This is a genomic window from Polynucleobacter sp. AP-Jannik-300A-C4, assembly GCF_018688335.1.
Classification (GTDB): domain Bacteria; phylum Pseudomonadota; class Gammaproteobacteria; order Burkholderiales; family Burkholderiaceae; genus Polynucleobacter.
Window position 1 is genome coordinate 1,729,808 of the sequence record NZ_CP061316.1, and the last position, 14,277, is coordinate 1,744,084.

The 14,277-nt window shown below is 44.6% G+C and carries 14 protein-coding genes; 5 read left to right on the forward strand and 9 right to left on the reverse strand.

The features are described 5' to 3' along the window. Nucleotides 1–7 precede the first annotated feature (7 nt). Nucleotides 8–619, forward strand: coding sequence for an MOSC domain-containing protein (locus tag FD975_RS09010; protein WP_215302037.1), 612 nt, complete (start codon nt 8–10; stop codon nt 617–619). A gap of 59 nt (nt 620–678) precedes the next feature. On the opposite strand, the gene FD975_RS09015 is transcribed toward FD975_RS09010, so the two are convergent. From FD975_RS09015 to FD975_RS09030, 4 genes are all read right to left on the reverse strand, one after another. Further along, nucleotides 679–2,349 (reverse strand): MFS transporter, encoded by a 1,671-nt coding sequence (locus tag FD975_RS09015; RefSeq protein WP_215302039.1) that lies wholly within the window; start codon nt 2,347–2,349, stop codon nt 679–681. A 154-nt stretch (nt 2,350–2,503) separates the two neighbouring features. Next, nucleotides 2,504–3,829: a TRAP transporter large permease subunit gene (locus FD975_RS09020; RefSeq protein WP_215302041.1), complete on the reverse strand. Its 1,326-nt coding sequence runs from the start codon at nt 3,827–3,829 to the stop codon at nt 2,504–2,506. Continuing rightward, on the reverse strand, nt 3,822–4,346 hold the full coding sequence (locus tag FD975_RS09025) for a TRAP transporter small permease subunit (protein WP_251371187.1): 525 nt from the start codon (nt 4,344–4,346) through the stop codon (nt 3,822–3,824). Before FD975_RS09025 ends, FD975_RS09020 begins: the two co-directional genes overlap by 8 nt. A 33-nt stretch (nt 4,347–4,379) precedes the next feature. After that, the gene (locus tag FD975_RS09030) at nt 4,380–5,480 is read right to left on the reverse strand and encodes a TRAP transporter substrate-binding protein (RefSeq protein ID WP_215302043.1); all 1,101 of its coding nucleotides are present in this window, start codon (nt 5,478–5,480) and stop codon (nt 4,380–4,382) included. Between the two features lie 291 nt (nt 5,481–5,771). On the opposite strand from FD975_RS09030, the gene FD975_RS09035 reads away from it, so the two are divergent. Continuing rightward, nucleotides 5,772–7,370 carry a gamma-glutamyltransferase family protein gene (locus tag FD975_RS09035; RefSeq protein ID WP_215302044.1) on the forward strand — a complete coding sequence of 533 codons (1,599 nt, stop codon included), beginning with the start codon at nt 5,772–5,774 and terminating at the stop codon, nt 7,368–7,370. On the opposite strand, the gene FD975_RS09040 is transcribed toward FD975_RS09035, so the two are convergent. Further along, entirely contained in the window at nt 7,357–7,986 is a 630-nt protein-coding gene (locus tag FD975_RS09040; RefSeq protein ID WP_215302046.1) for a trimeric intracellular cation channel family protein, read from the reverse strand. The genes FD975_RS09035 and FD975_RS09040 overlap by 14 nt on opposite strands. 80 nt (nt 7,987–8,066) lie before the next feature. On the opposite strand from FD975_RS09040, the gene maiA reads away from it, so the two are divergent. Continuing rightward, nucleotides 8,067–8,747, forward strand: a complete 681-nt coding sequence (gene maiA, locus FD975_RS09045) for a maleylacetoacetate isomerase (protein ID WP_215302048.1) — start codon at nt 8,067–8,069, stop codon at nt 8,745–8,747. On the opposite strand, the gene FD975_RS09050 is transcribed toward maiA, so the two are convergent. Genes FD975_RS09050 through FD975_RS09060 form a run of 3 tightly spaced genes read right to left on the reverse strand, consistent with a single transcriptional unit; the run spans nt 8,718 to nt 11,424 of the window. Then, on the reverse strand, nt 8,718–9,647 hold the full coding sequence (locus tag FD975_RS09050; RefSeq protein WP_215302050.1) for an AEC family transporter: 930 nt from the start codon (nt 9,645–9,647) through the stop codon (nt 8,718–8,720). The genes maiA and FD975_RS09050 overlap by 30 nt on opposite strands. Before the next feature lie 14 nt (nt 9,648–9,661). After that, nucleotides 9,662–10,186: a gamma carbonic anhydrase family protein gene (locus FD975_RS09055; protein ID WP_215302052.1), complete on the reverse strand. Its 525-nt coding sequence runs from the start codon at nt 10,184–10,186 to the stop codon at nt 9,662–9,664. A 35-nt stretch (nt 10,187–10,221) separates the two neighbouring features. After that, entirely contained in the window at nt 10,222–11,424 is a 1,203-nt protein-coding gene (locus FD975_RS09060) for an ammonium transporter (protein WP_215302054.1), read from the reverse strand. A gap of 138 nt (nt 11,425–11,562) precedes the next feature. Between FD975_RS09060 and FD975_RS09065 the strand changes: the two genes are divergently transcribed. Both FD975_RS09065 and FD975_RS09070 read left to right on the forward strand, forming a co-directional pair. Beyond that, nucleotides 11,563–11,925 carry a Rap1a/Tai family immunity protein gene (locus tag FD975_RS09065; RefSeq protein WP_215302056.1) on the forward strand — a complete coding sequence of 121 codons (363 nt, stop codon included), beginning with the start codon at nt 11,563–11,565 and terminating at the stop codon, nt 11,923–11,925. A 48-nt stretch (nt 11,926–11,973) separates the two neighbouring features. Further along, nucleotides 11,974–12,261, forward strand: coding sequence for a glycine zipper domain-containing protein (locus FD975_RS09070; protein WP_215302058.1), 288 nt, complete (start codon nt 11,974–11,976; stop codon nt 12,259–12,261). Nucleotides 12,262–12,367: 106 nt separating this feature from the next. Here FD975_RS09070 and htpG read toward each other — a convergent pair whose 3' ends face one another. Next, on the reverse strand, nt 12,368–14,269 hold the full coding sequence (htpG, locus tag FD975_RS09075; protein WP_215302059.1) for a molecular chaperone HtpG: 1,902 nt from the start codon (nt 14,267–14,269) through the stop codon (nt 12,368–12,370). Between the last annotated feature and the right edge of the window lie 8 nt (nt 14,270–14,277).

Sequence of the window (14,277 nt, forward strand, 5' to 3'; positions counted from 1 at the left end):
AATCTCTATGCGACTACTATCAATCTCTATTGGCAAATCAGGCCCCTTATTTGGACTAAATCATCCCGATTACTCAAGCGTAGCTTCTGCGATCAATAAAAAGCCAGTGAGCACGCTAAGCCAGGCAACCCCAGTAGAAATCAAATCCTTAGGTGTTGTGGGCGACGAGCAAGCAGATTTATCAGTTCATGGCGGTCTTGAAAAAGCGATATATGTTTATCCAATCGAACACTATGCATTTTGGAATGAACTTCTCAATAGGGAAACCAAGAAAATAGTCAATCTCCAGCCAGGCTCTATGGGTGAGAACTTCACCATAGAAGGGCTTCTTGAAGATGCAGTATTTGTGGGGGATAAGATGACTATTGGTGAACTTGAATTTACAGTTGTCAAACTCAGAGAGCCATGTTTTAAGTTCAACGCAAAGATGAAATACAAAGGCGCAGCCAAGGCAATGCTGCAGTCCGGAAAAAGTGGCTGGTACTTGCGGGTTAATAAGCCAGGAATGCTTGCAGCAGGTGACAACATTACCCTCACTCCTGGACAAAGACTGACCTCGATAGCCAGTCAAAACAAAGCCCTCTTTCAGCGCGGCAATCAAAAAGATCTTTGGGATTAATTTGACAACAAAAAACCCGACCATAAGCTGATCGGGTTTTTGACAGAGCAAAAGATTAACTAATCGTTCGCATAAATATCAACATCTTTTGTCTCACGAATAAATAAGGTGCCAATCACCAATGTAATGGCAGCAATGATGATCGGATACCAAAGACCATGGTAGATATTGCCGTTTTGAGCAACCAAGGCAAATGATATTGTTGGCAGCAAACCCCCAAACCAGCCATTACCAATATGGTAGGGCAAGGACATTGAGGTGTAGCGAATACGTGTTGGGAACATCTCGACCAATATTGCTGCAATAGGGCCATAGACCATTGTCACCAAAATAACTAAATAGGCTAACAACAGGAGTACTGGAACGTAACTGATTTCTTCAGGATTAGCTTTCGCTGGATAGCCCGCATAATTTAGAGCGTTACGGATAGCATTTTTAAACTCTGCGTCTCTCGTCTGACTCTCTTCTAAAGTCATTCCTTTTGCTGAATACGCCTGAATTTCAGTTTCACCAATTTTGATGATGGCAGTACTTCCCACAGACCCAGGAATTGTTTTGTAGCTGGCAGAGTTTGATGCCATAACCTGCTTAGCAATGTCACATGAGCTCGTAAATTTAGCTGTGCCAGTCGGATTAAACTGGAAACTACACTCGCTCAGATCCGCAGTAATTGTTGCTGGCGCAGTAACCATTGCTTTTTCTAAGGCAGGATTTGCAAAGTGGGTTAATGCATTAAACACAGAAACTGGCGTGCCCGGAATGTAAGTCACAACAGCTAACAACAGGCCACCCATAATGATGACCTTGCGACCAATCATGTCTGACAAGGTTCCAAAAATAATAAAGAATGGTGTACCTATGATTAAGGCAGCAGCGATTAAGAGGTTAGCTGTCGTGGGGTCTACTTTGAGTACCTGAGTAAGGTAGAACAAAGCATAAAACTGACCCGTGTACCAGACCACTGCTTGACCAGCCACTAAGCCAAACAAGGCCAAGAGAACGATCTTTAAATTCTTCCATCGGGCAAACGACTCTGTCAGCGGCGCTTTAGATAGCTTGCCATCCTCTTTCATTTTTTTGAAAGCAGGCGATTCGTTCATGGACAGTCGAATCCAAATCGATATGCCAAGTAATGCAATGGATACGACAAATGGAATGCGCCATCCCCAAACCTCAAAATCAGAACCCGTTAACTCACGAGCGCCCAAGATCACTAACAGGGATAAAAACAAACCCAAAGTAGCCGTTGTCTGAATCCAAGATGTATATGCACCGCGACGACCATGGGGTGCATGCTCGGCAACATAAGTGGCGGCACCACCATATTCACCACCCAAAGCCAAGCCCTGCAGCATCCGCAATGCGATGAGGATGACTGGGGCAGCCACACCAATCGAATCGTAATTTGGCAAGATGCCAACAACAAATGTTGAGACACCCATTAGCAAAATAGTAACTAGGAAGGTGTACTTACGACCAATCAGATCTCCGAGCCGTCCAAATACCAAAGCACCAAAAGGTCGCACGATAAAGCCTGCAGCAAAAGCCAACAAGGCAAAAATAAAAGCGGAACCCTGATCTAGCCCTGAGAAAAACTGTTTAGCAATAATGGCGGCCAATGAGCCATATAAATAAAAGTCATACCATTCGAAAACCGTACCCAAAGACGAAGCAAAAATAACTTTGCGTTCCTCAGCAGTCATGGGGGCGACCTTAGTTGATCGTGACATCTACAACATTCCTATTAATTTTTTTCAGTTGCAGATTATCTCTTGGAAAATTACTTTCATTTATCAGAATTAGGGTAATTCCCCATCAAAGTAAAAAAATTTTGATCAAAAAAAAAGAGGAGGCATAGCCCCCTCTTTTCTTTAATTTACTTCTCTACCAACCAATTACTTTAGGCAACCAAAGTGAAATTTGTGGGTAGTAGAAAACTAAGAACAATGCTACGCCCTGCATAAACAGGAATGGCAAGACACCAATGTATAAGTCCCTAATCTTCACCTCAGGTGGAGCAACCCCTTTGAGATAAAAGAGTGCCCAACCAAATGGGGGAGTTAAGAATGATGATTGCAGGCAAACGGTGATCATCATTGCAACCCAAACAGGATCTGCACCTTGCGCCAAAAGAATGGGGAGGAACAATGGCACAGCAATATAACTAATTTCAATCCACTCAATAAAAAAGCCGAGTACAAAAATTAGCAAGAGCATGAACCAAATATCGCTATTAATTCCGCCAGGTATCACCTCAAACATCCCAGAGATAAGCTCTTCTCCGTTAAGCCCCCTGAAGGACAAGGCAAATACTTGTGCGCAAATTAAAATAAACATCATTAACGCGCTGATCTTGGTGGTGTCTATTGCAACTTGCTTCAAAATATCCCACTTAAAGCGACCAGATAAAAAAGTTACCAAAATTGATCCGACGGCACCCATCGCTGCAGCTTCGGTTGGCGCAGCAACACCACCAACGATAGAGCCTAATACTGCAACCACCAACATAATTGGCGGGACTACGACTTTCCAAAAACGCACCCAGAGTTCTTTACCCGAAACACGGCTGCGTTCTTCCTTAGGAATAGGTGGCATTAAGTCAGGCTTAAGCCAACCTAAAATCAAAATGAAGACTATATAAACCACTACCAAAATGAGCCCCGGTCCTACTGCAGCGGCAAACAAAGTACCAACCGACAACTGCATGATGTCGGAGAGCAAAATTAAAATGAGACTAGGTGGAATAATTTGACCCAAAGTACCAGAGGCGCAAATTGCACCGCAGGCAATACTCTTGTTATAGCCACGTCGTATTAAGGTTGGTAGGGTCAACAAGCCTAAGGTGATGACGGTAGCACCAACAATGCCGGTTGTAGCACCCATCAAAGCCCCGAACAAGATAATGCCAACTGCCATACCGCCCTTAACACCGCCCGCTATGTGCCCAATCACATCAAGCAAATCATCTGCTAGCCGAGATTTTTCCAGCATGATTCCCATAAAAATAAACAAGGGAATTGCAAGCCATTGATAACCCGCCACAATGCCAAATACTCTGGCTGGCAATAAGTTAAACAAGGATGTTCCGAATCCTAAAAATCCAAATACGAATCCGACTGTTGCCAAAGTAATGGCAACTGGAACCCCAACCATCAATAAAATGAAAAAGCCTATCAGCATCAGAATGGCCATCACATGCATATCAAACATGCTGACCTCCTTTGGTGCTATAGCCATTCAGAATCACCCGACAGAGCTCCCCGACGCCTTGCAAAGCCAGTAAAGCAAAGCCAATTGGAATTAATCCCTTCACAATCCAGCGATAAGGAATACCTCCTGGATCGGGCGACATTTCTCCAATCGAGAAAGACTGGACAACATATGATGAGGACAAGTAGATAAATAGCAGCGCCACAATTATTGTGAGGACTGCAGAAATAATATCGACACGATATTTAGTCTTAGGAGAATAATTGGCGTAGAACAAATCTACCCGAACATTATCGCCACGCAATAAGGCATAGCTCATACCGAATAAGATTAATGCCGCCAATAGATGCCACTCAAGCTCTTGCGCCCACACCGAACCAATGCTCATGGTGTAGCGTAAAAAAACGTTAACTGTTATTAATCCCACAATGGCCAAGGCCACGTAAGACGTGGCCTTGCCAGTGAAATCAATTAAGCCTTCGATACGCAATGCGATTTTTAATAACAAAGGATGCACTGATATTCCTAACTTAAATGATTAAAACGAAAATCAACCGCGAACTTTGCTGTGGTACGTTGCCTCGCTGTAAGAAGCCCAGGAATCGTAATTGCGCTTAAAGGCAAAATAAGAATCATGTACTTTTTTAGTCATAGGATCAGCAGCGGCAGACTCGTCCAAAATCTTTTTCGTTTCAGTGCGCATCGCAGCTACTACTGAATCTGGCAATTGCAGAGCAGTAACGCCTTGCTTCTCAACCAAATCTTTCATTGCCTCGGCATTGTTACGCTGACACCATGCCTCACCAATAACATTACAAGCAGCAGATGCGTTTTGCACAACTGCTTGAAGATCTTTAGGTAGCTTTTCCCAAGCTGCTTTATTAATCAAAAGCTCAGAAGTAGTTGCTGGCTCATGCCAACCAGTGGTGTAGTAGAACTTAGCTGCTTTTTGCAATCCAAGACGACGGTCTTGAAATGGGCCAACGAATTCAGCTGCATCAATCACGCCACGCTCAAGCGCCGGGAAAATCTCACCGCCCGGCAATACCTTCACATCAACACCCAACTTGGCATAGACCTTACCAGCAAGCCCAGGAATACGCATCTTCAGACCCTTGAGATCAGCAACGCTATTAATTTTCTTTTTGAACCATCCAGTCATTTGCACGCCGGTATTACCGCAAGGCATTGCAATCATGCCAAAAGGGGCATAGGTTTCATTCCAGAGATCAATACCGCCACCGTCATATAGCCAACCATTCATCCCTTGGAAATTCAGGCCGAATGGCACAGCTGTAAAGTACTGAGCTGCAAATGTTTTGCCGGTCCAGAAATAACTATTAGCATGATTCATCTCCACCGTACCAGAGCGAACAGCATCAAAACCCTCAAATGCGGGAATCAATTCCCCAGCGCCAAAAACTTGAATCTTTAAGCGACCATTGGACATTTCGCCAATCCGTTTCGCTAAGTCAGTTGCGCTACCTGGGCCGTCCATATAAAACGGTGCACCCTTTGGGTAGGCGCTGGTCATCTTCCAGTTAAAAGTTTGTGATGATTGCGCTCGCACAATGGCTGGAGCGCCCAAGGTAGCCCCAACAACACCTGCACCAATTCCTGTACTGAGAAACTTACGACGGTTTGTTTTCATAATTGACTCCTCCTAAAAAAATACTAACTACACACATATGGTTAAAAGTTGATGGACATCAAGATTTCCGAAATGACTTGTCAGCATTGCAATGCAATAAATGATATTTTTCCTACCAATCCAATGTAGAGCATATTCAACATGAGAAGGTCAGTACATTCCCTAATGCAGTGCATAAAGTGCACTTTATTTGGGATGATGGGATTTGATGCTTCAATTTGGTGTCTGCAAGAATCTAAACTACCTTTACTAAATTAATAACTCAAACCTGCAATAGGAGATATACAAATAATGCAACCAAAATGGGGTATTCGCGGAATGGCTGTAGCGCCACACTCACTTGCATCTGAGTCAGCCCTAGGGGTTCTGAAAGAGGGTGGGAACGCTTTAGAAGCAATGATTGCTGCTGCCGCAACGATTGCAGTGGTCTATCCCCACATGAATTCGATTGGTGGAGACTCATTCTGGGTAGTGCATTCACCCGGAAAGGCAATGGGGGGCATTGACGCTTGCGGAGCTGCAGCTGGATTAGCCACAAAAAACTGGTACGCAGAGCGTGGCATTACCAAAGCGATTCCATTTAGAGGTGCTGTTGCAGCCAATACTGTTGCAGGCACTATTTCTGGCTGGGGTGCTGCTCAGAAACTTTCTCAACAAGGTCTTCGCGGCAAGCTTCCGCTCTCCCGCCTCTTGGCAGATGCCATCTACTACGCAGAAGCTGGTGTGCCAGTTACCCACAGTCAATCAAGCTTAACTGCCAAGAAGCGTGCAGAGCTCATTGATATTCCAGGTTTTGCAAATACCTTTTTAGTAAACGGCCAAGCGCCTGCCGTTGGCAACATCTTTAAACAAGATCGCCTGGCTAAGACCTTGCGCCAAATTGCCCGCAAAGGAACTGAGGATTATTACCGCGGAGACTTAGCAGAGCTATTAGCTAAAGAACTGACTGAGCTAGGTAGTCCATTAAGACTGAGCGATCTGCATCGTCACCATGCAAAATTAATTGATCCACTGGAGTTAAAACACAGCCTAGGGAATGTCTACAACATGACCCCGCCAACTCAAGGTGTCGTGTCGCTGATGATTTTGGGAATCTTGGATCAACTCAACTTAAAGCGCTTCAAAGTAGACAGTGCCGAGTATGTACATCATTGTGTTGAAGCTACCAAGCAAGCTTTTAAAGTTAGGGATCAATATGTCACTGATCCGGCTTACATGACAAAGCACGCACAATCTTTCTTAGCGCCCGCTTTCTTAAAAAAACTCGCTAAAAATATTGACCCTGAAAGAGCCTTGCCTTGGGGTCAAGGTAAGGGCCCTGCCGACACGATTTGGATGGGCGTAGTCGATGGTGAAGGCAACTGCGTTTCTTTCATTCAAAGTATCTATCATGAATTTGGCGCAGGAATTGTGTTACCGAAATCCGGCGTCAATTGGCAAAATCGTGGCTGTAGTTTTTCATTGGATCCTAAAACACTGAATCACTTAGAGCCCTATCGCAAGCCGTTCCACACATTAAATCCAGCCATGGCTTTATTTAAAGACGGACGTTCCATGGTTTATGGAACGATGGGAGGCGATGGACAACCCCAAACACAATGTGCAGTATTTACGCGCACAGCCACATATGGACTTGATCCTCAAGATGCAATTAGTCGTCCTCGCTGGCTATTGGGACGAACCTGGGGACAAACCAGCGATAGCTTAAAACTCGAGTCGCGTTTTAACCCTTGGGTTGCTAAAGAGCTCCATGCTCTTGGACATGAAATTGAAATGCTAGATGCTTTTGATGAAACTGTAGGGCATGCAGGCTGCATTATTCGAGAGCCCTCTGGAACCTTGCGTGGCGGCTGGGACCCACGTAGCGATGGAGCAGTTAGCGCTTATTAGTAATAAATAATTTGGGTACGCGTAGATCCCAATGAATGGCAGCTACGCGTAATCCAAATATGGCGAGCATGCAAACAACCGAAGCTTCTAGCGTGTATTGCGGCAAATAATTCAGCGCTAATACATAGAGGGTGCATCCAATAGTCACAGGGATAGCATATAACTCATGGGACATGAGTAAAGTTTTTCTACCCGCCAAGATATCTCGCAATAGTCCACCGCCAATAGCAGTAACCACACCCAAAATGACAGGGGCTACTGGTAAACCGAATCCTAGATTCCAGACCTTATCCGCTCCTTGAATCCCAAATAAAGCCGCGCCTAGACCATCTATGTAAAGCATCGTCCGATAGATCTGCGGTTGAGTAAAAAACGATTCCGCCACAAACGTCAACACACAAGCACCAAGAGCAACCCAGATATAAATTTGCGAAATTGACCAAAAAGCTGGGACATCCAAAATCATGTCACGAATCGTACCGCCACCAATTGCTGTAATCACGCCCAAAACTAAAACGCCAAATAAATCGACGCCACGATCGGAAATTGCTAGAACCCCTGTAACAGCAAAGGCGACTGTGGCGATCATGCCAATCCAGAAATTAATTTGATCCATGACATTAAGTCTAAAGCACTCGAGTGAGACGAGCAATGAAGTCCTGAATATACTGAGACTTACGATCACAGGAAATTCTTATGAAAACCCAACTTTATAGTTTTTGGCGTAGCTCAGCAGCTTTTAGAGTGCGCATTGCCCTCAATTTAAAAGGGGTCGATCATCAAATCATTCCAATTCATCTTCTCAAGAATGGTGGCGAACACACTAGCGCTGAATACACCGCTAAAAATCCTACTCGCCTAGTGCCTCTTTTAATTGAAGGTGATCATGCCATTCATCAATCGCTAGCAATCATTGAGTATCTTGAAGAAACGCATCCCAACCCGCCACTACTCCCTAAGCATTTAATCGATCGGGCTTGGGTGCGCGCTTTAGCAATGGATATCGCTATCGATGTTCATCCTATTGGCAATTTGAGAGTACTGCGCTACTTAATGAAAAACTTAGGTGTTAGCGCTGAGAACAAAGATATCTGGAGTCGGCATTGGATGATGCTGGGTTTAGAGAACCTGGAGAAACAATTAAGTTCAGATTCTAGAGTAGGTCGCTTTTCTTTTGGAGATCAACCGGGCTTGATTGATGCTTGCCTTGTCCCGCAAATCTTTAATGCGCTCAGTGCTAAGTTGGATATGAAAACCTACCCCACACTTATGAAGATATTTGATGAATGTATGACCCTACCGGCTTTCATTGATGCAGCCTGGGAAAAACAAATTGATGCGGAGGGATTAAACCCCTCTATTCCACCAAAGGAATAGCGAGAGGGTCAGTAGTGATCCAACAGTAGTAACAAGCACTACACGAGAAATCACTCTGCCATCTGCCATGTAGTACTGAGCCAGCATGTATGGTCCTGTGCCAGTTGGCATGGCCGCTAAGATCACCGCAGCATTGACCCATAGCGTAGGCAATTCCAAAAGAGGGCCAGCAATTAACCAGGCAATGATTGGCTGAATAATCAGCTTGCCAAAGCTAATACCCCAAACTTTGCTCGAAGCATTTTCATCTTTACGAATTAGAAATAATCCGATTGATACCAATGCGCAAGGAGTTGCTGCTGCCGCCAAAAATGAAAGCACTTGCGCCAATGGATCGTAAATCACCCAACCAGAAGCAGCCCATGCTAGACCTAATACAGGTGATACCAAGAGCGGATTAGAGGCTAAAGATTTCAGCACACTAAAAACTATTTCATGGGACTTTTTATGCGACAACATGTCGATCTCAATCAGAATCGTCGCCAATGCAAACAGAATAAACACCAGGAAAGTAGCAATGATGGCGGGGGCTAGACCATCTTGACCAAGCGCTAGTAGACATAACGGAATACCCATGTAACCAGTATTCGAATAAGAGGCACTCAAACCAGCAAAGCTTGCTGCTGCCAAGTCGCGCCCTTGATACCAATAGAAGCTGAGTGCGAGAACAAAAACAATCAAGGCGCTAATTAAAAAGGCAGCAATAAATCCAGGCTGCCAGAGCCTCTCCCAGCCACTATTCGCTGCGAAGTTAAAGAGCTGCGCGGGTAACGCAAGCCAGATAACAAATCGATTGAGCTCAATAGATGCATTGGCGCCCAACTTACCACTTTTGCCACTTAAGTAGCCCAATGAGATGAGTGCAAATACGGGGAAGAGAACGTTAAATACGTAGATCACGGGAAAAGTCTTAATTACGCAATCTTGCGTAGTGTCGCTTGATAACGCAGAGCATTTTGTACATAGCGTCCTGCGATATCGTTAATGCCTGCAATTTGCTCTGGACTGAGTGACTTCACCACTTTTGCGGGCGTGCCCAAAATCATCGAACCATCTGGAAACTCTTTTCCCTCGGTGATTAAAGCGCCTGCACCCACAAGACAGTTCTTACCAATTTTGGCGCCATTCAAAATAACTGCGCCAATACCAATCAAACTGCCGTCACCAATCTGACAACCATGCAGCATCACTTTGTGACCAACAGTCACGTGTTTGCCAATGACTAAGGGATAGCCTGGGTCAGTATGCAAGACAGAAGCATCCTGCACATTACTACCCTCACCAATCTGAATATGGTCGTTGTCCCCGCGTACCACTACCTGAGGCCAAACGCTCGCATTTTTTTGGAGCTCAACCATGCCGATTACTTCAGCGCTCTCGGCAACCCAAGCCCCCTCAGCTAACTGGGGGGCATTTCCGTCTAGTTCAAATATAGCCATGACCCATTATAGGTAATGGCTATATTTATGAAAGCCTACCAGTTAGGCTCTCGATCCGGCGTAGAAGAAATACGATGAATACTCAAATCAGCACCGTCATATTCTTCTTCATGTGACATACGGATACCCAAGAATGCTTTCAAGAGGCCGTAAACCACAATACCCCCTACCAAAGCAATTGCCACACCCAGGAAGCTACCAATGAACTGTCCTAAGAAGCTAACGCCACCCATCCCACCAAGCGCCTTACTTCCAAAAATACCAGCCGCTAAACCGCCCCACAAACCACACAAACCGTGTAATGGCCAAACGCCCAATACATCGTCAATCTTCCAGCGGTTTTGCACCAAGGTAAACATATAGACAAATAGACCGCCAGCAATTAAGCCCACGACTAATGCGCCCAATGGATGCATTAAGTCTGATCCAGCGCAGACTGCTACTAAACCAGCTAGGGGGCCGTTGTAGGTAAAGCCAGGATCATTACGACCAATCACCCATGCAGCCAAAGTACCGCCAACCATTGCCATCAAAGAGTTCATCGCTACCAAGCCGCTGACCTTATCAATGGTCTGCGCACTCATCACGTTAAAGCCAAACCAACCTACCGCCAAAATCCAAGCGCCCAAAGCCAAGAAAGGAATGCTTGAGGGTGGGTGTGCAGCAATATGACCTTCTTTGGTGTAACGTCCACGACGCGCACCCAGCAAAATAATTGCCGGCAACGCAATCCATCCTCCTACTGCATGGACCACGATAGAGCCCGCAAAGTCATGGAACTCTTCGCCAGTCAACCCCTTAATCCAAGCCTGAATGCCGTAATGCTGATTCCATGCAATGCCCTCAAAGAATGGATAGACAAAGCCTACCAAGAGAAAGGTTGCAATTAATTGCGGATTAAATTTCGCCCGCTCTGCAATACCACCAGAAATAATGGCTGGAATTGCAGCAGCAAAGGTCAATAAGAAAAAGAATTTAACTAACTCATAGCCATTTTTCTCGGCTAATAATTCTGCCCCTGAGAAAAAGTTCACGCCATAAGCGATGCTGTAACCAATAAAGAAATAAGCGATGGTCGAAACAGCAAAGTCGACCAAGATTTTGACTAAAGCATTGACTTGGTTCTTTTTGCGAACTGTACCGAGCTCTAAAAAAGCAAACCCCGCGTGCATTGCCAAAACCATAATGGCGCCGAGCAATATAAATAGGACATCACTGCCTGATTTCAAGACTTCCATTGAAGTACCTCCCTGATATTTTGTGCATCATTATGGGGAATATATAGGGCACATTTTTCTGGAATTGCACTCATTTAGTGCAATTTATGCGTAGCAATATGGTTTATGATCAAAATATATACACCCGAGGGAGAACCCATGAAAAAAGTTTTATCAATTTTGGCTATTTTGGCTGCTTTTTCTGGCTTGGCACAAGCACAGGAAAAAATTCCTGTTCTGAGTACGCAAGAACTGGCAAAGGTCTGCAAATTACCAGCCAGCCCAGAATCCCGTAGCTTTTGCATTGGTTACACAACAGCTATTTATGACACTTACTTAGCAACACGTCACCCACAACGTGCCAAGCCTTACATTTGCGTTAAGCAACCAGCTCCAGCCCGTGATGAGGTTATTGGTGAGTTTGTAAAATTTGCTGATGCTAACCAACAGGCTGCAGACAAACCGGCAGCTGGCGTTTTCTTGGGCTTCTTGGCATCACGCTTTCCTTGCGCCAAAAAATAATCCAAGCTACTCAGCATATTTAATCTATAGACATAAGGAACAGTTGATATGAAAAAAATTATCGCTATTACTGCTGCAACCCTAGCAATCGCAGGTTGCTCAAATATGAGCAACACAGAACAACGTACCTTATCTGGCGCTAGTATCGGCGCAGCTGCAGGTGCAGTTGGTACAGCTATTTTTCACGGCAACCCAATTTGGGGTGCAGTTGGTGGCGCTGCAGTTGGTGCAGCATCTGGCTATGTATACGATGCCTACAAAAAAGAGCAAGCATCTGAATACAACTCTGGTTACAACGCTGGCAAAAATAATCAACCGGCTAAAGCACCAAACTAATCCGACATCATTCGTATTGGTAGTGCTGTAGATTTAGAGTGGTTAATAAAAAACCCGACTTGTTATTCGCAAGTCGGGTTTTTCTTTTAAAGCCTCAGTTACAGACTTAACTTAACAGCAATTGATTAATCCGTTTTACATAAGCAGCAGGATCATTTAATTGACCACCTTCTGCCAAGAGCGCTTGATCAAACAAGACCTGCGTCCACTCATCAAAATGTTGGTCATCTGATTTCAACTTGAGGAGCAAAGGATGCTCAGGATTGATTTCGAGAATAGGTTTTGTATCTGGCGCTTGCTGGCCTGCAGCCTTGAGCATCCGTAATAAATTACCGGAGAGCTCATTCTCATCAGAAACTAAACATGCTGGAGAGTCAGTCAAGCGGAAAGTGACACGCACATCCTTGACCTTGTCTTCCAAGGCAGCTTTCATTCGATCGAGCAAGTCCTTGAAATTCTTTTCAGTTTCTTCATGCTCTTTCTTTTCATTCTCATCACTAAGATTACCCAGATCAAGTCCGCCCTTAGCCACTGAAGTCATTTGCTTGCTATCAAACTCTGTAAAGAAAGAAAGCATCCATTCATCCACACGGTCAGAAAGCAGCAAAACTTCAACGCCCTTCTTGCGGAAGATTTCTAAGTGGGGGCTGTTCTTGGCAGCGTTAAATGAATCGCCAGTGACGTAATAAATTTTGTCCTGACCTTCTTTCATTCTGGATATGTAGTCTGCTAATGAAACTGTTTGATCAACTGAGTCAGAGTGCGTGCTTGCAAAACGTAAGAGTTTCAAAATACGCTCTTGGTTCACTTGATCTTCGCCAACACCCTCTTTCAGCACTTGTCCAAACTGCGCCCAGAAAGTGCGGTACTTTTCTTTTTTGGCCTCATCATCGCTATTAGCTAGCTCTTCCAGCATGCTCAGCACACGCTTAGTTGAACTCTCCCGAATAACCTTCACATCACGCGACTCTTGCAGAATTTCACGAGAGACATTCAATGGCAAATCTGTTGAGTCAATCACACCAGTGACAAAACGTAGATACATAGGCATCAGTTGCTCAGCATCATCCATGATGAATACTCGCTTTACATACAACTTGATCCCACCACGTTTATTTCGATCCCATAAATCAAATGGCGCTCGCGCTGGAACATATAACAGTTGTGTAAATTCGCTGCGACCCTCTACCCGATTTAATGAATAGCAGAGTGGGTTTTCATAATCATGGGATAGATGCTTGTAGAACTCGTTGTACTGCTCTTCGGTAATTTCTGATTTGGAGCGCGCCCATAAAGCACTGGACTGATTAATACTCTCAAGCTCATCCTTGATTACCTGCTCTTTTTTATCTGCATCCCACTCTTCTTTATTCATCTGAATAGGTAGCGAGATGTGATCGGAATATTTGCGAATAATTGACTTCAGCTTATGTGTAGAAAGGAAGTCATCTTCGCCTTCGCGCAAATGCATTGTGATGGATGTGCCACGTTGTGGGCGATCGATACTTTCTACAGTGAATTCACCGGAGCCATCAGACTCCCAACGCACACCGTCAGCTGCTGGTAAACCAGCTCGACGAGTTTCTACAGTAATGCGATCAGCAACAATAAATGCTGAATAAAAACCAACACCAAACTGACCAATCAAGGCTGCATCTTTTTGCTGATCACCGGAGAGTTTTGAGAAAAACTCTTTTGTTCCGGAACGAGCGATCGTTCCTAGATTGGCAATCACCTCATCTCGACTCATGCCAATACCATTATCAGAAATGGTGACGGTTCTAGCCGCCTTATCAAAACTGACCTTAATCTTTAAATCAGGGTCATCACCATACCAATCTGGATGCTCAATCCCCTCAAAGCGGAGCTTGTCTGAAGCATCAGACGCATTAGAAATTAACTCACGAAGAAAAATTTCCTTATTGGAGTACAAGGAATGAATCATCAACTGCAATAATTGCTTTACTTCGGCCTGAAAGCCCAAAGTCTCTTTACTAGCAACAGTCATGTAGCTAC